This window comes from Proteocatella sp. QWL-06, assembly GCF_058684135.1.
Window position 1 is genome coordinate 396,250 of sequence record NZ_CM178755.1, and the last position, 18,593, is coordinate 414,842.

Here is an 18,593-nt window from a genome sequence, read left to right on the forward strand (position 1 = left end):
TCTAACCGTTTATGACACGCCTTATATCCTTAAGGAAAGGAAAGCTGATACATGCTGTCATGACCCACAGATTAAGGAATTCAAAGACCATCGCATGACCTACGGCAAGTATGATAAGTGAAATAAGGAGAAGCAGAGCCGCGGCTTTGACTCTCCTTGGGCTTATCAGGCCGGTACGGAGGTCATTCATCGTAAGGATGCTCTTGAGGAGCGAAAGCCTGAGTATATAAGCTATCGCAGTCAGGCAGACCATTAGCGTGGAAAATGGATCCAGCGAGGAAGTCATGACTCCAAAGCCCCTGAACAGCCAAAGCAGGGCCATGAAAAAGGATACTGCTATGAAAGGCATGTTTCTCCTGTCATCGGGTTTGAATCTGTAGTCAAGAAGCAGTGCGCTTCCAAAGAACAGAGGATATATGAAAGGTGACAGGAAATATTCAAGCACCGTAAAAACCGTCATGAAAGCCAGCTCGACCGAAGAGGATCTGTAACCGCTGCTTTTTGTAAGCAGCCTTAAGGTAAAAAGAAAGAATACGGTAGTCATGATGTGAACTTCTCTCAGCGGGACTATGGCAAGCCCTGTAATAAGAAATGACGGCAGGTACATGTTTATGCTGTCGGGAGAAAGCTCTATCATTATGAGATAAGTCATATATGAAAGCACGGCTTTTTCGAGAGAAGCAGCTATAGCTGAAAACGCGCTCATATCGAGCATTAAATATGAATATGCAAAATATGCCCCGGCCAGAGCGAGAGACAATGGCAGGACGAATCTGTCAAAATCATTTTTTTGCCTGTTTAACCTTATCGTGGTTGGGAATAAAGATTCTATAGTGTTATGCATGAAATTTTGTCCTCCAGTTGAATTATATACATTCAGTTTACACCAGCTGGAACACCATATCAAGAAGAAATGAATATCGGGGGTAAATAATGAAGACATACATAAAACTGACGGCTCTGCTCCTTTCGGCAGTGCTTGTGCTTGGCGGCTGTTCAATTTCACAGCTCGAGGACGAGCAGTCAGAACCTGAGGTAATAAAGATAGGAGTGCTCGAGCCTCTCAGCGGAGCAGCTGAAGATGGAGGAAGGCTGGAGCTTGAAGGCATAAAACTTGCTAACGAGATGTTTCCAGAGGTGCTCGGAAGAAAGGTGCAGCTCGTAATTGCGGATAATGAGTCAGACAGAGAAAAATCAAAGAGGCTGGCAGACAGACTGGTAAGCGAATATGGCGTATCTGCGGTTATTGGATCATGGGGATCGAGTCTCTCGATTTCAGCAGGGAAGTCCTTCAGCAGCGCAGGCATACCGGCCATAGCTCCATCGGCTACCAATCCTGAGGTAACCGCGGAAAATGAATATTACTTCAGAGCGAGCTTCCTGGATTCCTTCCAGGGAAAGGTACTGGCAGAGATGGCTCACGAAGAGCTTGAGGCGGCTACCGCGGTAATCTTATACGAAAAAGGCAGTGAGTACTCACAGGGGCTGGCAGCATTCTTTAAAAAGGAGTTCACGGAGCTTGCAGGAAGCAGCTCAGGAATAATCTATGAAGCAGGATATGAGAGTAGCGAAACAGACTTTACCTCAATACTTGAAAAGATATATGAACTTAAGCCTGATGTTATATTTGCACCGGGAGGCTTTACGCAGTCGGCTATGCTCATAAGGCAGGCAAAAAGAATGGGAATAAGATCGCAGTTCCTTGGAGGAGACACATGGGAAACTCATGAATTCCTTAGCCTTGGAGGAGAAGCTGTGGAAGGCTCTATGCTCACTACATCCTTTTCCTCAGAAAAACCTGTAAGCTGGACCTCAAGAAGATTCATATACAGGTATAAGAAAAAATACGGCCGTGAGCCTCTGTCGCTTTCAGCTCTCGGATATGATTCCTACAGGATAATAATAGAAGCCATAAAAAGGGCAGGCACTGCAGAAGACGGCAAAAAGCTGAGAGATGAGATAGCCTCCACTTCAGATTTCAGAGGAGCCACAGGCACAATATCCTTTGATGAAAACGGAGATGCACTCAAGGATGTAGTTGTTATGCAGGTCAGTAGCGGAAAGTTCAAGTATCACAGCACGGTACGAAGCAGTTAGAATCATTTTCAATTCATCATAAATCCATCAAATATCTCCGTTTTATGTTATAATTGTCCCAGAAAGAGAAATCAATTTAAGAATCTCGGAGGGATTTAATGAATAAGAAGTTTGAGGTGTTTCTAGACACGGCTGCCAGAGATTTCATACTTGACGTCATAGACGAAGCCATCTGCATAGTTGATAACGACGGCATAGTGCATGTATGGAACGAAAAATCAGAAAAGATATATGATGTAACAAAAGAAGAACTTATAGGAAAGAGAATGGATTCAGTGCTGAAGGATACCGTTATAATGAAGGTGCTCGAATCAGGCGAAGACATGGAGAATATATACCAGTCGACAAGGACCGGATGCAACATACTGGTAAATGCCAAAATAATATATATAGATGGAGAAAAAGTAGGAGCGCTGTGCGTCGACAAGGACCTCAGTGAGATAGACCGTCTGACCAGACAGGTGGACAAGCTCAAAGACAAAATCAACTATCTTGAAATTCAGAGAAAAGCTGAAATGAACAAAAATACCATGATAGCAGGAAACAGCATTCAGATGGAAGACCTTATGTACAAGGCCGCCAAGGTTGCAAGGACAGATACTCCGCTGATGATACTTGGAGAGAATGGAGTAGGAAAAAAGGCGCTGGCAAGAAGGATACATGAGATGAGTCAGAGGAAGGGGCCGTTTGTCCATGTCAACTGCGGCGCGATACCAAATGAGATATTCGAAAGTGAATTTTTTGGAAGCACAGATACCAGAACAGGCAAAAATATACCGGGGCTGTTTGAAATAGTGGACCAGGGAACGATATTTCTGGGAGAGATAACAGAAATGCCATTAAGCATGCAGGCCAAGCTGCTCAATCTGCTTCAGAAAAATGAAATAGTAAGGGCCAGCGATGGAAAGCACATAAAGATAAACGTAAGGATAATAAGCGGCACAAACAAGAATATAGAGAAAATGACAGAGACAGGTGTATTTCTTGAGGAGCTTTATTACAGCCTCAACGTCATAGAGCTTACAGTTCCGCCTCTTAGAGAGAGAAAATCAGATATCCCGCTGCTTGCAGACCTCTTCATGAAGGAAATGTGCGAAAAATACAACCTGGAGATACCAAAGCTCGACCCGGAAGTCGTAGACATACTCATGCAGTACAGCTGGAAGGGGAACATAAGAGAGCTTCAGAACATAATAGAGCATGTAGTTGTAATGAGCGGAGGGAAGACTATAACCACAGACATGCTTCCGATATCCATAAAGGAAAGTGTAAAGAGCTATGCGAGAGCGAATCTGCAGGTAAATGACCTCGCAAAGAGCGTCGGGGAGTTTGAAAAGGACATAATAGAAAATGTTATGCACAAGTCTAACTGGAACAAATCAGAAGCAGCCAGAATGCTTAATATACCTCGCACAACTCTCATATATAAGATAGACCTTTATGGCATAAAAGAGAAGAGCGAAAAGAAAACCAAAAAAACCAGGAAAAACAAAGGTGTCTAATATTCGACTATGTCGAAAAAAGGACAATTCCTGCAAAGCTAAAATACGATTTTAAAACTCTCTATTTTCAATGACTAGAGGCTATTGTTAAAAATGCATAGGCTTTTTGTGTCGAAAAACAAACACTTGCGTTAAATAAATATTTATCATATAATTGTTATAAAGAAATCAAATAGAATCATCAATAAAATCAATATCAATACAGACGATGTATGAAATTCTATATGAAAAAATAATTTAACAGGAGGTGGGAGCTATGAAGTTAGTTTTACCGTTAAGACAGCATGTAGGTGCACCGTGCACGCCTGTTGTTCAGGTTGGCGATGAAGTAAAGCGTGGACAGCTTATCGCAAAGCCGGCTGGACTCGGAGCGAACATTCATGCCAGCGCTAATGGAAAGATAGTTGAAATTAACGAAAACGAAATAGCTATTGAAGCTGTCGGCGAAATCAACATGGATGATTACGTGAGACTTACATCAGAAGATCACTTGTCACTTATAGAAGAAGCCGGAATCGTTGGTGCCGGTGGAGCAGGTTTCCCTGCACACGTAAAATTCAAGGCAAAGCTTGAAGGCGGATATATACTTGCAAATGCTGCTGAATGTGAGCCACTGCTTGCACACAACATGCATCTGCTTGAAAATGAGCCGGAGCTTGTAGTAAGAGGTATCAAATATGTGATGGAAATCACAGGAGCAACTCATGGTTACATCGCAATAAAGCCAAAGCATCAGAAAGCTATGATATCTGTTGCAAAGGCATGCAAGAACGTAGAAGGAGTAGAGGTTAAATTCCTTTCTGACATGTATCCTGCAGGAGATGAGAGAGTAATCGTTAGAGAGCTTCTTGGAGTTGAGCTTCCGCTTGGAGCACTTCCAAGTGAAGCGAATGCTATAATAAGCAACGTTGAGACACTTAAGAACGTTACTTATGCAATCGAGAAGAAGATGCCAGTTATAACTAAGGACATCACAGTAGGCGGCAGAGTTGCTAAACCTTCCGTTTACAGAGAAGTTCCGCTGGGCATGGAAATCAAGCACTACATCGATCAGTCAGGCGGATATGTTGAGCCTCATGGCGAAATAGTTCTTGGAGGACCTTTCACAGGAAAGCATGGCGAAGAGTCTGCAAGAATAGTTAAGACACTTGGTGGAATACTTGTAGCAGTGCCATTCCCTGAGGACCACAGAAAATTCGGAATGATCGAATGTGAATGCGGAGCTCAGAAGGAAAGACTTACAGAGCTTGCAGAGGCTATGGGAGGAACCGTAGTTGCTTCAGTAAAGTGCAAGAGAATGGAAGAAATCAACGGAAGATTCCGCTGCACGCTTCCTGGAATTTGTCCGGGACAGGCAGAAAAGGTACTTGAGCTTAGGAAACAAGGTGCAGAGGCAATAATCATCGGCACCTGTGAGGACTGAACTAACACAGTTATGCAAGTGGCGCCTAGGTTAGGAATTGCCGTATATCACAGTACAGACCACACATTAAGAGCAGGTGGACACAGATTGTATAGAAAAAAGAAAAGCTAATGCTGAATTTCTTTTTTATATAAATTAACAAAAAATTTTCAATCCAAAAAGGAGGAACGTGTAATGTCAATAACTTTAGAAACAGCTAAGGCTCATGCTAAAGACCCTGCAGTTTCTTGCTGTAGATTTGAAGCAGGAACTGTTATTGAAGTATCAAACCTTGAAGACCCAGCTATATTTGCTGATTTACAGGACTCAGGACTTCTTAATATATCAGATGATTGTCTAACAATCGAGCAAGTATTAGGAGCAAAATTAACTAAGACAGTTGATGCTCTTACACCACTTACAGCAGAGGTGGTAGAAGGAATAGCAGCTCCAGCAGCAGAAGAGAAAAAAGTAGAGGCAGTTGAAGCAGCTCCAGTTGCAGCTCCAGTTGCAGCTCCAGTAATGCCAGCATCAAACGGTGGAGCAGTAAGAATCCACATAGGTGAAGGAAAGAACATAGATCTTGAGATACCTCTTGGCGTAGCAGCTCAGATGGGAGTAGCACCAGCAGTTGCAGCAGCACCAGCAGCAGCAATCGTTGAAGCTCCAGCAGCAGTAGCGGCAGCAGCAGAAGAGAAGGTTTTAAGAAGCCTTACAAGAAAACACTTCAAAATAGAGAAGGTTGAGTTTGGACCAGAGACTAAGATCGAAGGAACAACACTATACATCAGAGAAGGAATCGAAAAAGAAGCAGTAGATTCAGAAGACCTTGTAGTTTCTCTAAAAGTTGAAATAATCACTCCAGACAAATATGACACTCATTCAGAGACTATAATGGACGTTCAGCCAATCGCTACTAAAGAAGAAGGCGAGCTTGGATCAGGAATAACAAGAGTACTTGACGGTGTTATCATGATGGTAACAGGAACAGACGAAGGCGGAGTTCAAATCGGAGAGTTCGGATCTTCAGAAGGACCACTTGACAGAAATATCATGTGGGGAAGACCGGGAGCACCAGACAAAGGCGAAATCTTCATAAAGACAGAAGTAGTTATAAAAGCACACACTAACATGGAAAGACCAGGACCACTTGCAGCTCACAAGGCATCTGACTTCATAACTGACGAAATCAGAAAAGCGCTTAAAGCACTTGACGAGACTCTATGTGTAAACGAAGAGACATTCGTTCAGAAGAGAAGACCTGGAAAGAAAAAAGTAGTAGTAGTAAAAGAAATCATGGGACAGGGAGCAATGCACGACAACCTTATCCTTCCAGTTGAGCCAGTTGGAACACTTGGAGCTAAGCCAAACGTTGACCTTGGAAACCTTCCAGTAGTTCTTTCACCACTTGAGGTTCTTGACGGAGGAATCCATGCACTTACTTGTATAGGACCAGCTTCTAAAGAGTGTTCAAGACACTACTTCAGAGAGCCACTAGTTCTAAAGGCTATGCAGGACGAAGAGCTTGACCTTTGCGGAGTAATATTCGTAGGATCTCCACAGGTTAACTCAGAGAAGTTCTATGTATCTAACAGACTTGGAATGATGGTAGAGGCTATGGACGTTGATGGAGCTATCATAACAACTGAAGGATTCGGAAACAACCACATAGACTTCGCTTCTCACCACGAGCAAATAGGATCAAGAGGAGTTGCAGTAGTAGGAGTATCTTACTCAGCAGTTCAGGGAGCTCTAGTTGTTGGTAACGAGTACATGAAGAACATGATAGACAACAACAAGTCTAAGCAGGGTATCGAGAACGAGATACTTGCAAACAACACACTTTCTCCAGAAGATGCTATAAGAGCAGTTGCAATGCTTAAGACTGTAATGGCAGGAGAAGAAGTTAAGGCTGCAGAAAGAAAATGGAATCCAAACGTTAAGCTTAACAACGTTGAGATGATTGAAAAAGCTTACGGAATGAAGATAGAGCTTGAAGATAACGAGCAGGTTCTTCCAAAGAGCAAGAAGAGAGCAGAAATCTACGAAGTAGAGGCTTAATATATAAAGAGCCTGGCAATAAAGGAGAATTACTATGGAAAAATTAAGATATGCTTCTACGGAGCAATATGTGGAAGGCGTAATAGTAGATGTTAAAGACGGTTCGGTAGGAATAGACCTTAAGGGCAGACTTGGTCATCTGAGCGTACCAAAAAGGATGCTCATAACAGATTATGAACCACAGTTGGGACTTGAAGTAGGATTCTTGATGAGTTATCCTGAAGTGCTGGGACCTGAAATAAATGAGAAATACGCTCAGAATCTGGAATATAAAAAAAATAGAGAAAAGTAAGGAAAAGGAGGAATATAATAATGAGTCTTACAGTAGTTAAAGGACTTCAGTCAGAAATATTTGTTCCTGTAACTCCTCCACCAGTGTGGACTCCAGTTACAAAAGAACTTAAAGATTCAGTAGTTGCCCTTGCAACAGCAGCAGGTGTGCATCTAAAAACAGATAAAAGATTTAACCTTGCAGGAGACTTCTCTTTCAGAGCAATCCCTGGAGATACAAAAGGCAGCGACCTTATGGTATCACACGGTGGATACGATAACGGAGACGTTAACAAAGACATCAACTGTATGTTCCCTATCGAGAGATTACAGGAACTTGCTGCAGAAGGATTCATCAAAGCAGTAGCTCCAATGCACTTTGGATTCATGGGTGGTGGAGGAGACCAGGCAAAATTCACAAACGAAACTGGTCCTGAAATCGCTAGACAACTTAAAGAAGAAAATGTAGATGCAGTTCTTCTTACAGCTGGCTGAGGTACATGCCACCGCTCTGCCGTGATCGTGCAGAGAGCAATCGAAGCTGCAGGAATACCAACAATAATAATTGCAGCTCTACCTCCAGTAGTTAGACAAAACGGAACTCCAAGAGCAGTTGCACCACTTGTACCAATGGGAGCAAACGCAGGAGAGCCAAATAACCCAGAAATGCAGACAGCAATAGTAAAAGCAACACTTGAAGAGCTTATAAAGATACCAAGTGCAGGAAAGATAGTACCACTACCATTCGAGTACCACGCACACGTATAAGATTAAGACTTAAATACAAATATTATGCAGGAGATGGGATTTCCCTCTCCTGCATAAAAAAAATAAGCAGGTGTATAATATGGAAACTGTAGATTTACGCAGATTAGTAATCAGATCTTTTCACGTTAAGGGAGTTGAGTTTGCAGATAAATTTGAGTTTTCAAATGGCATACTCAAAATTGACAAAAAAATAACAAACAAACTGATAGCGCAGGATCCAACGATCAGGGACATAAAGATAGAAATAATAAATCCTTATGACCATGACAGACAGATCAACACTATCATGGACATTGTGCCAATGTCGGTTAAAGTACTTGGAAAGCTTGGAGAAGGCATTACATATACAATGACTGGTGCATACGTTATGCTGACAGGTTGTGATGCCGACGGTAGACAGATGCATGAATTTGGATCATCAGAAGGCAATCTGAAGGACCAGATGGTTTTTGGACGAGCTGGAACACCAGAAAAATCAGACTATATAATCCATATGGATGTGCTTGTTGAAGGCGGGCTTCCTTATGAAAGAAAGCTTCCTATATCGGCATTCAAAGCCTGCGATGAGATGATAGATGCAATAAGAGCTGAGCTGAAGAAGCTTGAGCCAAGATCAGCAACTGAGGTTCATGAATTCTATGACCGCATCAGAAAAGGCGCAAAAAAAGTCGCACTGGTTAAGCAGATTGCAGGACAGGGAGCCATGTACGATAATCAGCTGTTCCCTGATCAACCTTCCGGATATACGGGAGGCCTTTCAATAATAGATATGGCAAACATGCCGGTAGTGCTCTCTCCTAACGAATTCAGAGATGGTGCACTCAGGTCGATGACATAATGGAGGTATAAAATGGGTATAGGACCATCTACAAAAGAGACAAGCCTGCATCATTTTAGGGATCCATTACTGGATGTATTATCAAATGATACAGACATAGATCTTGTTGGAATAATCCTTGTAGGGACTCCACAGGACAATAAGGAAAAAGAGCGAGTAGGACAAAGGACAGCTCAGTGGCTTGAGTCAATGAGAGTCGATGGATGCATCGTTTCCTGTGACGGATGGGGAAATTCGCATGTAGATTATGCAAATACCTTTGAAGAAATAGGAAAGCGAAACATTCCGCTTGTCGGGGTTACGTTCAACGGAGTCCAGGCAAAGTTTGTCGTGACAAACAAATACATGGATACGATTGTAGACATCAACAAGTCAAAAGAGGGTATAGAAACCGAAGTAGTCGGTGAAAATACAACTGATACGCTGGATGCGAAAAAAGCAACAGCATTTTTGAAACTTAAAATGAGAAAGCGAGGATAAGCTATGATTTTTTCAAGAGGAATACAGGCAATAGATTCTCATACAGCAGGAGAACCTACAAGAATAGTTACTGGAGGAATCCCTAACATAAAAGGAAAGACAATGCCAGAGAAGAAAGAGTATCTTGAGAAGGAACTTGACTATCTAAGAACTGCTATAATGCTTGAGCCAAGAGGACACAACGATATGTTTGGTTCTATAATAACAGCTCCGACTACTGATGAAGCAGATCTTGGTATAATCTTCATGGACGGCGGCGGATACCTTAACATGTGTGGACACGGTACTATAGGTGCAGTTACTGCTGCTATAGAAACTGGAATGGTTCCAATGGTAGAGCCTGTTACTCACGTAGTGCTTGAGGCTCCAGCGGGAATCGTAAAAGCCGAAGCTAAAGTTGAAAATGGAAAAGTTCAGAGCGTTTCTTTTGTTAACGTTCCAGCGTTCCACTACAAAAAAGAGCAGAAGGTAATGCTTGATGGAAAAGAAATAACTTTTGATATATCATTCGGCGGAAGCTTCTTTGCAATAGTTCACGCTAAGCAGCTTGGAATCGAAATCAAGCCTGAGAATACTGGAAGACTTACAGAAGTTGCCCTAAGACTCAGAGATATAATAAACGCTGAGATCGAGATCCAGCATCCTACTCTTGCTCATATCAAGACAGTAGACCTTGTTGAAATCTATGATGAGCCAACACATCCGGAAGCAACATACAAGAACGTTGTTATATTCGGACAGGGACAGGTTGACAGATCGCCGTGCGGTACTGGAACTTCTGCAAAACTGGCAACTCTTCACTCAAAAGGTGAAATAGCTGTTGGTGAGAAATTCGTATATGAGAGCATACTTGGAACTCTTTTCTATGGAGAAATAGTAGGCACTACAAAAGTTGCTGACTATGATGCGGTAATACCAAAAATCGCAGGTTCAGCATATATCACAGGATTCAATCACTTTGTAATAGATGAGACAGATCCACTTAAGCACGGATTTATCCTTAAATAAGAATAATCTACAGCTGACATTTTATTTTAATCTCGAGTGCAATAATAAGAAAAAATGCACTCGAGATTAACTAAAAATTAACAAAAACTTAATTAATTTAATCCTGCATCAACAGATGTGAACAACATAATGAAATCATTGATTTTACTGAAAAAATTATGAAAAAACTGACGATATCTGTTTATTTTTTCCGGCAGATATGTTATAATTAACACATATTAAATGTTAAAATTTTAATATAAAAAAATACTTAGGAGGAATTATTTATGAACGCATCATTAGTACTACTTGGCGTACTCGCGCTACTTCTTGCAGGATTCTCTTTTGTCTTCGTTAAAGATTATGTTGCACACAAAGAGCAGCTTGAGCCTGAAACAAATTTTGTAACATCAGGAATTATAGGTATGGTTGTAAACTTCTTTGATACGCTTGGAATAGGATCATTTGCTCCTACCACAGCGCTTCTTAGAACATTCAAGCAGATTGACGACAGAGTTCTACCAGGAACACTTAACGTAGCTTGTACAATCCCGGTTATAGTTGAGGCATTCGCTTTCATCAGAGCCGTAGAGGTTGAGCCGATAACTCTTACATCTATGCTTGTTGCTGCATCTGTAGGTTCATATTTCGGAGCTGGATTCATGTCAAAGCTTCCAAAGGCTACAGTACAGAGAGTAATGGCAGTAGCTCTTGGACTTGCTGGTCTTGTAATGCTGTTCCAGATGCTTGGTATATTCCCAGGTGGTGGAGAAGCTATAGGTCTTACAGGCGTAGCTCTTGTAATAGGAGTAGTTGGAAACCTTATCCTTGGAGCTCTTATGACAGCTGGAGTTGGACTATACGCTCCATGTATGGCTCTTGTATACCTTCTTGGAATGAGCCCTGCAGTTGCATTCCCAATAATGATGGGATCTTGTGCATACCTTATGCCAATATGCTCAGTTAAATTCATCAAAGAAGGAGCATACAACAGAAAAGCTTCTATGGCTATAAGTATATTCGGAGTAGTTGGAGTTCTTATCGCAGTATTCCTTGTAACATCACTTCCGCTTACAGTTCTTAAGTGGCTTGTAGTGTGTGTTATCGCTTACACTTCAATCTCAATGTTCAAGGCATCAAAAACTGCATAATATTTTATGTTGAAACATTAGCTGAAAAATGCTATGATATAAAAAAGTTGTTGATTAAATCAGCAACTTTTTTTATACGAATTAATATATACTTATTTCAGGATAGTCAGGGAGGTATAAAGTGCTTATATTGACAAGAAAAGACATAGACAAAATCTACACCATGCAGGACTGTATCGACTCAGTTACGGAGGCTTTTGCGCTGAGCTCATCAAAGCAGGTCAAGTCACCTGTAAGAAGCAAGCTCACGGTTGAACACGTTCAGGGAAATGCACTCTTCATGCCTGGTCTTGTAGAAGAAAAGGGATATCTTGGAGCAAAGATAGTGTCCGTTTTTCCTCAGAATTCAGCAAAAGGAAAAGCGGTTGTTAATGCAACGATAGTGATGCTAGAGGTAGAAACCGGAGAAGTGAAGGCGCTTATCGATGGAACCTACGTCACAAAAATGAGAACCGGAGCAGCTACAGGAGCTTCAATAAAGCTTCTGGCAAGAGAAAATGTAAAGATCGGAGTACTTTTTGGAACTGGCGGACAGGCTGAAAAACAGCTTGAGGCTATGATAGCTACTAGAAAATTCGATGAGATAAGAGTGGTAGGAAGAAATTTCGAGAAGACGATAAATTTCTGTGAGAAAATGAACGAAATCATACCATACATGAAAGTCAGCGAAGAAAACAAGAATGTTAATATCACTGCATACAAGGATGGAAACGATGCAGTACCGGAATCAGACGTAATTGTACTTGCCACAACATCTGATAAGGGCCTGTTTGACGGAAATCTTCTCAAGGCAGGTGTCCACATTTCGGGGGTAGGCTCATACACTAAGCAGATGTGTGAGATGGATAAGACTACTGTTCTTACAGCAGATAAGGTATATATAGACGACAGAGATGCGATGCTCGAAGAGGCAGGAGACTTTACCCAGCTTATTGATGCAGGGATACTCAGTGATGATTTTTATACGGGTGAGATAGGAGAGCTGATACTGGGCAAAATACCAGGCAGAGAAACCGAAGACGAGATTACGATATTCAAGAGCGTAGGGATATCCGCGCAGGATCTTGTGGCGGCAGAGAGCATATACAAAAAGGCTGTAGAACTTGGAGTTGGACTTGTCGTTGATTTTGATTAAGGAGAAATAGAGCAATGTATTTCAAAGATGCAATAAAAAAATGTGAGGACCTTAAAATCAGAAGGACCGTAGAGGCATTGAAAAAAAATCACATCGAAGCATTTTATGCAAAAACTCCAGAAGAGGCTGTGATAATATTCAAGGATCTTGTCAGGGAGAACTCAGTGGTTACTGCCGGCGGATGCATGACATCAATAGAGCTTGGAATAGTAGAAATCCTGAGAAGCGGTGTATATAATTACATTGACAGAGAAAGACCGGGAATAACTCCGGAAGAGGTTCAGGTAGTGCAGAGACAGGCCTTCACTGCAGATTATTTCATAACAGGTACAAATGCAATAACTGAAAAAGGCGAGCTGTTCAATATCGATGGTAATGGAAACAGGGTAGCTGCAATTTCTTTTGGACCGAAAGAAGTAATAGTAATCGCAGGATCAAACAAAATAGTAAGAGATGCTGAAGAAGCCAGAAAGCGAGTAAAGGAAATATCGGCACCTGCAAATGCAATGAGGCTCGACTGCAATACGCCTTGCACTATAGATGGAATCTGCAGAAACTGTGCATCAGAGAAGAGAATATGCTGCACTGAGGTGCTTACGGGTTATCAGAGGATAAAAAACAGGATTAAAGTCATAATCGTTGACGGCGATTTTGGATTCTAAAGCTTGTTAAGCGTGAATTATTATGTCTGGATATTATTAGAGACCAGGGTTTAAGGCCGCAGGTCTCTTTTTTATTAAGTATTATTGAGATTTTTTTCCATATAAACACTTGTCGATGGAAATGCAAAGCTGGACTCGTGTCTGTGTACTACATCAAGTATTTCATAGTTTATTTCCTCACGTACCCGCTTCAGCTCGGCAAGAGATGTCTGACTGGTAAAGAACATGACCATTATATTTAGAGAGCTTGAACCAAATTCATCTAGTTTTACAAGAGGTGTATCGGAAACGATATCTTTATGTGAGTTAAGGAAGGTTTCTATGTCAGCGATTATGTTTTTTACCTGAGAAGGAGCTGTGTTGTAGGTAAGACCTATATTAAATTTAACCTTACGCTTGTTCATCTTGGACCAGTTGGTTATCGAAGCGCTCGAGAGCGTCGAATTTGGAACCACGAGCAGAGCATCGTCAAAGGTTCTGATCCTTGTGCTCCTGAATGAAATATCTTCAACAGTACCTTCTATTGAAGCTGTCTGTATCCAGTCCCCTACAGCAAATGGCTTATCGGAAATAATTACAAGCCCGCCAAATATGTTGGATGCAGTGTCCTGAGCTGCGAGGGCAAACGTAAGACCGCCAAGTCCTACTCCGGTTATCAGCCCGTTTATATTCACTCCAAATTCTCCAAGAACTATAAGAACGGCTATTATTACAATGACTGCCTTTATTATCTTTGCAAAGAATATCAGAAGCGTATCGTCAAGCAGGATTGAATCCGGGTGCTTTAGTCTGTTGAATGCGCTCATGATTACTGGGACTGCGGCGTAGATAAAGTATATTATGCATAATATAATTGTCAGCCTGTACATTTTGATCACAAATGAAAGCAGCAAAGGATAATCAGCCATGAGATTTTTTTGCGTTATGAATGCGAAGAACATTACAGTGGAAATGAATATAAGCTTCAAAGGCTTCTTGAGAAACTCCATAGAGTCTTTCTCCACACGGAGACGGGTCCTGCTCAGGAGCCTGTGGAATACATTTATTATGAAGCCTGCAAAATACCCCTTGAATATTTGAGCTGCAATGAACGACACCGCAAGCACGATTACGGAGGAAAGATACATTACAAAAAAATCATATATGCCATAAATAAAACGGTTTAAAGACGAAGATAAGAAATTTATAAGCTTTTCCATTAAAACCTCCTGTAATAATTGAACAAATGATTATAAGTATGATTAAATAATATCAGCACATTATTTCTTTGTCAAATCAGGAAGCTCAATTCAGACTATTTCGCATTTTACAAAAACATAAAATCCATGTACTAATGCATCAATTTGTGCTATAATGTGTATTACCCATGATATGCACAGCAAAATACAGCGCCAGAGCCTTTTAAAAGGCTGACGAGGATAAGAGTTATCGAAAATTCGGCGGATGCTCTTAGGGCTTCACGGTCCAAGAAACACACAAAACTTTCGAGCAATCGGGAGGACAAAAATGTTTCATGTGATATAGCCATGCTATAGCTGCGTCTACTGTCAGGGAATACAATTTAAGGAGGCACAAAAAAATGTGCGGAATAGTAGGATATGTAGGTAGCAGACAGGCTCAGAACGTTATAATCGAGGGGCTTGAAAAACTCGAGTACAGAGGGTATGATTCTTCAGGGATAGCAGTAATTCATGACAGAAGCATCAATACTGCAAAATTCAAGGGAAGACTTTCTGTTCTTGACAATTACACAAAGGAAAATCCGATTACAGGAAATGTAGGGATAGGACATACCAGATGGGCAACACACGGAGCTCCGTCTGATATAAACTCACACCCACACCTTAACAACAAAGAGACAATAGCCGTAGTACACAACGGAATAATCGAGAATTACCTTACTCTTAAGGAAGAGCTTCAGAGCAAGGGGTATCAGTTTGTTTCGGAGACAGATACAGAAGTTATAGCTCATCTTGTGGATTATTATTATGAAGGAGATCTGCTTGAGGCAGTCTTCAAGACGATAAAGAAGCTCAAGGGTGCGTATGCGCTTGGAGTCATTGCAAAGGACAGCCCTGAAGAGATGATAGCTGTAAGAAAGGAATCTCCGCTTATAGTAGGGCTTTCTGAAGACGGAAATTATATAGCCTCAGATGTGCCTGCGATACTGAATTATACGAGAGATGTATACTTCCTCGATAACGGAGAGGTAGTGCGCCTGACTCCATCAGGAGTAGAGGTGTTTGATTTTGACAGCAACCCTGTAGACAAAGAGGTCCATACGGTAGAGTGGTCAGTCGATGCTGCCACAAAAGGCGGCTACGATCATTTCATGCTCAAAGAGGTATATGAGCAGCCACAGGCTATCAGAGAGACACTTACAAGAAGGATTGATGAAGACGGATATATAAAGCTGGATGACATAAAGCTGTCAGCTGAAGACTTGAATAACATAAACAAGATATATATAGTGGCCTGCGGAACTGCATATCACGCAGGAAAGATAGGCAAGCTTGCCATTGAAAAGCTTGCGAAGATACCGGTTGAGACAGACATAGCATCAGAGTTCAGATACTCGGATCCTTTTGTTGACGACAGGACTCTGCTCATACTCGTAAGCCAGTCAGGCGAGACTGCAGATACACTTGCGGCGCTTAGAGAGGCAAAGAGAAAGGGAGCAAGGATTCTGTCCATAACGAATGTTGTCGGATCATCCATCGCAAGAGAATCTGATGACGTGTTCTACACATGGGCTGGTCCTGAGGTAGCGGTAGCGAGCACAAAAGCATATACAACGCAGCTTATCGCGTTCTACATGGTAGCTCTGAACATGGCAATCAAAAAAGGAACTATAACCAAAGAAAAATACTTCGAGGTTCTGGATGAACTCAAGACTCTTTCTGGAAAGGTGGAATCACTTCTCGAGGACATAGAGGCTGAAAAGTCTATAGCTCAGAGAATAAAAGAAAAAAGCTCGCTGTTCTATCTTGGAAGAGGAGCAGATTATCAGACTGCGCTTGAAGGCTCGCTTAAGCTTAAGGAGATATCATATATATTCACTGAAGCATTTGCGGCAGGAGAGCTCAAGCACGGTACAATAGCGCTTATAGAAGAAGGAACTCCTGTAGTTGCAATAGCGACTCAGAAGGATCTTGTTGAAAAAATGATTTCAAACATAAAAGAAGTAAAGGCAAGAGGAGCATATGTCTATGCCATCACGACTGAAGGTGAGACTGAGATAAAGAAAGTCGCGGATGAGGTCATATATGTGCCTGAGACTCTGGATCTGCTAAAGCCTGTGCTTTCAGTAATCCCTACTCAGCTTATAGCATACTACACGTCGCTTGCAAAAGGCATAGATGTAGACAAGCCTAGAAACCTTGCAAAATCGGTAACGGTTGAATAAGACGGATATAACTGAATAAATATAAAATCAAAGCCCCGAAGAGGACTCAGAAATAATCTGGAAGCCTCTTCGGGGCTGTTTTGTGTAATGATGAAATCGGATATTGATTTATTCGGAAAAAAGAAGCTCAAAGCTGCCTTTTCCATCAGGCTTGAATCCTTCGCTTTCGAGTGATCTCAGTGAAGCGGTATTGGATGATCTTACGAGCGCGCTCATGAACTCGGATGCCGGATAATTTTCTCTTACATAATTCTTAACATATCGCGCCATATCCCTGGCCACTCCGTTTCCCTGATAGTCAGGGCTTACTGCAATGAGGTCTATCCAGTGGGCTGAGTAGTGAGGTGTGCTGACTTTCATTATCCCGATGAAGCCGGCGGGTATATCGTTTATGTATTTTATGAAGATTTCATATGATGGATTCTCTGACATTCTTTTTGAAAGCTCATCTGATGAAAGCCCTATCGAACGGAAGGTCGCCGTATCGATGCTGATTATGTCTCTTGACATTTCGATGCTGTAATCATATTTTTTCATATTTGCTCCGTTTCCCTTATAAAGTTTGAGAATATACCTGCATACTTAAATTTTAACGCGGAAAGGCAAAAAATACAATACAATATTGCACAATGGCCTTGTTGATTCGGATACATTTGTTGTAAAATAATAGAAGGTCAGAATTTGCCGAAGATTAAAAATAAAATGAAATCAAAGACGGAGGAAAATGATGGACAGATATCCATGCTTGACGATTGACACACAGAAGCTTATACATAACACTAAGGCGGTAATAGAGCTGTGCGGGAAGAAGAACATAAAGGTAATGGCAGTGACAAAACTGTTTCAGGGAAATCCTAAGATCGCCCAGATGATGGTGGACGCAGGAGTTGAATGCATTGGAGATGCAAGGATACAGAATCTCATAAGGCTTAAGGATATAAAGGTGGAAAAGGCACTCATAAGGCTTCCTATGCTCAATGAGATAGATCTTCTGGTTGAATATGCCGACATAAGCCTTAACTCAGAGCTGGAGACGATAAGAGCGATTTCGGATTACTGCCTTGAGCATGACAGAAAGCATAAAGTAGTGCTAATGGTAGATATGGGAGACAGGAGAGAGGGAGTAAATGAAGAAGATGTGCTCGCAACTGCTCAGGAAATAGTGAAGTGCAGGGGAGTAGAGCTCGTAGGACTTGGCGTGAACTTCGGCTGCTTTGGAGGAGTTATACCTGACAGAGAATCTATGACGGCATTTATGAATCATGCAAGGTCACTTGAAGAAAAACTCGGTCTCAAGTTCACTCATATAACTGGTGGAAGCTCGCTTCATCTACATATGATATGGGAGGATATTCTTCCGGAGGGGATAACGCATCTGAGAATAGGGCAGTCGATAAACCTTGGAGTTGAAGACAAGTACGGTGAAGTAATAGAGGGGCTCTATGGTGATATATACAAGCTCCATGCTCAGGTTATTGAGAAAAAGACAAAGCCGTCAGTTCCAAAGGGGCAGATAGGAATCGACGCATTTGGAAACGTTCCTGTATTTGAAGAGCGTGGAAATCTCAAAAGGCTTATCCTTGGAATTGGAAGACAGGACGTTCTGCTGGGAGGCCTCACTCCTGAAGACAGAGATATAGAGATCATGGGAGGAAGCAGCGACCATATGATACTAAACGTTACAAATTGCAGCCGCGAGTATGAGATAGGAGATGTGGTGAGCTTTGAAATGAACTACAGCTCTCTTCTCAGCGTATTTAATTCAGAATACGTATACAAAAAATTCATATGATAGTGTATAATACTTCTATATGTTTTATCAATAATAACACAG

General features: G+C 41.6%; 17 protein-coding genes. 14 read left to right on the plus strand and 3 right to left on the minus strand.

The window, feature by feature from the left end; genetic code table 11:
• Position 1 precedes the first annotated feature (1 nt).
• Positions 2–844, minus strand: coding sequence for a hypothetical protein (locus AC4PGZ_RS01865; protein WP_492159394.1), 843 nt, complete (start codon positions 842–844; stop codon positions 2–4).
• A gap of 89 nt (positions 845–933) precedes the next feature.
• Here AC4PGZ_RS01865 and AC4PGZ_RS01870 point away from each other — a divergent pair, with 89 nt between their 5' ends.
• From AC4PGZ_RS01870 to AC4PGZ_RS01925, 12 genes are all read left to right on the plus strand, one after another.
• Positions 934–2,097: an ABC transporter substrate-binding protein gene (locus AC4PGZ_RS01870; RefSeq protein ID WP_492159395.1), complete on the plus strand. Its 1,164-nt coding sequence runs from the start codon at positions 934–936 to the stop codon at positions 2,095–2,097.
• 98 nt (positions 2,098–2,195) lie between these two features.
• Entirely contained in the window at positions 2,196–3,599 is a 1,404-nt protein-coding gene (locus AC4PGZ_RS01875; RefSeq protein ID WP_492159396.1) for a sigma-54 interaction domain-containing protein, read from the plus strand.
• Positions 3,600–3,855: 256 nt separating this feature from the next.
• Positions 3,856–5,133, plus strand: coding sequence for a proline reductase-associated electron transfer protein PrdC (prdC, locus tag AC4PGZ_RS01880; protein ID WP_492159397.1), 1,278 nt, complete (start codon positions 3,856–3,858; stop codon positions 5,131–5,133).
• Positions 5,134–5,196: 63 nt separating this feature from the next.
• Entirely contained in the window at positions 5,197–7,062 is a 1,866-nt protein-coding gene (prdA, locus tag AC4PGZ_RS01885; RefSeq protein WP_492159398.1) for a D-proline reductase (dithiol) proprotein PrdA, read from the plus strand.
• A gap of 34 nt (positions 7,063–7,096) precedes the next feature.
• Complete coding sequence (locus AC4PGZ_RS01890; RefSeq protein ID WP_492159399.1) at positions 7,097–7,354, plus strand: CBO2463/CBO2479 domain-containing protein; 258 nt, start codon at positions 7,097–7,099, stop codon at positions 7,352–7,354.
• 20 nt (positions 7,355–7,374) lie between these two features.
• Entirely contained in the window at positions 7,375–8,100 is a 726-nt protein-coding gene (prdB, locus tag AC4PGZ_RS01895) for a D-proline reductase (dithiol) protein PrdB (protein ID WP_492159400.1), read from the plus strand.
• Positions 8,101–8,179: 79 nt separating this feature from the next.
• On the plus strand, positions 8,180–8,938 hold the full coding sequence (prdD, locus tag AC4PGZ_RS01900) for a proline reductase cluster protein PrdD (protein WP_492159401.1): 759 nt from the start codon (positions 8,180–8,182) through the stop codon (positions 8,936–8,938).
• 12 nt (positions 8,939–8,950) lie between these two features.
• Positions 8,951–9,418 carry a glycine/sarcosine/betaine reductase component B subunit gene (locus AC4PGZ_RS01905; RefSeq protein ID WP_492159402.1) on the plus strand — a complete coding sequence of 156 codons (468 nt, stop codon included), beginning with the start codon at positions 8,951–8,953 and terminating at the stop codon, positions 9,416–9,418.
• Positions 9,419–9,421: 3 nt separating this feature from the next.
• A complete protein-coding gene (locus AC4PGZ_RS01910) occupies positions 9,422–10,426 on the plus strand; it encodes a proline racemase (RefSeq protein ID WP_492159403.1) in 1,005 nt (334 codons plus the stop codon).
• Positions 10,427–10,692: 266 nt separating this feature from the next.
• Positions 10,693–11,556, plus strand: a complete 864-nt coding sequence (locus AC4PGZ_RS01915) for a TSUP family transporter (RefSeq protein WP_492159404.1) — start codon at positions 10,693–10,695, stop codon at positions 11,554–11,556.
• Between the two features lie 121 nt (positions 11,557–11,677).
• Positions 11,678–12,691, plus strand: a complete 1,014-nt coding sequence (locus AC4PGZ_RS01920; RefSeq protein WP_492159405.1) for an ornithine cyclodeaminase family protein — start codon at positions 11,678–11,680, stop codon at positions 12,689–12,691.
• Between the two features lie 14 nt (positions 12,692–12,705).
• A complete protein-coding gene (locus tag AC4PGZ_RS01925; RefSeq protein WP_492159406.1) occupies positions 12,706–13,353 on the plus strand; it encodes a lactate utilization protein in 648 nt (215 codons plus the stop codon).
• Positions 13,354–13,427: 74 nt separating this feature from the next.
• Here AC4PGZ_RS01925 and AC4PGZ_RS01930 read toward each other — a convergent pair whose 3' ends face one another.
• Positions 13,428–14,552, minus strand: coding sequence for a mechanosensitive ion channel family protein (locus AC4PGZ_RS01930; protein WP_492159407.1), 1,125 nt, complete (start codon positions 14,550–14,552; stop codon positions 13,428–13,430).
• A 380-nt stretch (positions 14,553–14,932) separates the two neighbouring features.
• On the opposite strand from AC4PGZ_RS01930, the gene glmS reads away from it, so the two are divergent.
• The gene (gene glmS, locus AC4PGZ_RS01935) at positions 14,933–16,759 is read left to right on the plus strand and encodes a glutamine--fructose-6-phosphate transaminase (isomerizing) (RefSeq protein ID WP_492159408.1); all 1,827 of its coding nucleotides are present in this window, start codon (positions 14,933–14,935) and stop codon (positions 16,757–16,759) included.
• A 108-nt stretch (positions 16,760–16,867) separates the two neighbouring features.
• Here glmS and AC4PGZ_RS01940 read toward each other — a convergent pair whose 3' ends face one another.
• Positions 16,868–17,296 (minus strand): GNAT family N-acetyltransferase, encoded by a 429-nt coding sequence (locus tag AC4PGZ_RS01940; protein ID WP_492159409.1) that lies wholly within the window; start codon positions 17,294–17,296, stop codon positions 16,868–16,870.
• A gap of 190 nt (positions 17,297–17,486) precedes the next feature.
• On the opposite strand from AC4PGZ_RS01940, the gene AC4PGZ_RS01945 reads away from it, so the two are divergent.
• A complete protein-coding gene (locus tag AC4PGZ_RS01945) occupies positions 17,487–18,551 on the plus strand; it encodes an alanine/ornithine racemase family PLP-dependent enzyme (protein ID WP_492159410.1) in 1,065 nt (354 codons plus the stop codon).
• The last annotated feature ends 42 nt before the right edge of the window (positions 18,552–18,593 follow it).

Coding starts and splice junctions, on each gene's coding strand:
- AC4PGZ_RS01865 (WP_492159394.1), bottom strand. CDS start 844: ATGCATAACACTATAGAATCTTTATTCCCAACCACGATAAGGTTAAAC.
- AC4PGZ_RS01870 (WP_492159395.1), top strand. CDS start 934: ATGAAGACATACATAAAACTGACGGCTCTGCTCCTTTCGGCAGTGCTT.
- AC4PGZ_RS01875 (WP_492159396.1), top strand. CDS start 2,196: ATGAATAAGAAGTTTGAGGTGTTTCTAGACACGGCTGCCAGAGATTTC.
- prdA (WP_492159398.1), top strand. CDS start 5,197: ATGTCAATAACTTTAGAAACAGCTAAGGCTCATGCTAAAGACCCTGCA.
- AC4PGZ_RS01890 (WP_492159399.1), top strand. CDS start 7,097: ATGGAAAAATTAAGATATGCTTCTACGGAGCAATATGTGGAAGGCGTA.
- prdD (WP_492159401.1), top strand. CDS start 8,180: ATGGAAACTGTAGATTTACGCAGATTAGTAATCAGATCTTTTCACGTT.
- AC4PGZ_RS01905 (WP_492159402.1), top strand. CDS start 8,951: ATGGGTATAGGACCATCTACAAAAGAGACAAGCCTGCATCATTTTAGG.
- AC4PGZ_RS01910 (WP_492159403.1), top strand. CDS start 9,422: ATGATTTTTTCAAGAGGAATACAGGCAATAGATTCTCATACAGCAGGA.
- AC4PGZ_RS01915 (WP_492159404.1), top strand. CDS start 10,693: ATGAACGCATCATTAGTACTACTTGGCGTACTCGCGCTACTTCTTGCA.
- AC4PGZ_RS01925 (WP_492159406.1), top strand. CDS start 12,706: ATGTATTTCAAAGATGCAATAAAAAAATGTGAGGACCTTAAAATCAGA.
- AC4PGZ_RS01930 (WP_492159407.1), bottom strand. CDS start 14,552: ATGGAAAAGCTTATAAATTTCTTATCTTCGTCTTTAAACCGTTTTATT.
- glmS (WP_492159408.1), top strand. CDS start 14,933: ATGTGCGGAATAGTAGGATATGTAGGTAGCAGACAGGCTCAGAACGTT.
- AC4PGZ_RS01940 (WP_492159409.1), bottom strand. CDS start 17,296: ATGAAAAAATATGATTACAGCATCGAAATGTCAAGAGACATAATCAGC.
- AC4PGZ_RS01945 (WP_492159410.1), top strand. CDS start 17,487: ATGGACAGATATCCATGCTTGACGATTGACACACAGAAGCTTATACAT.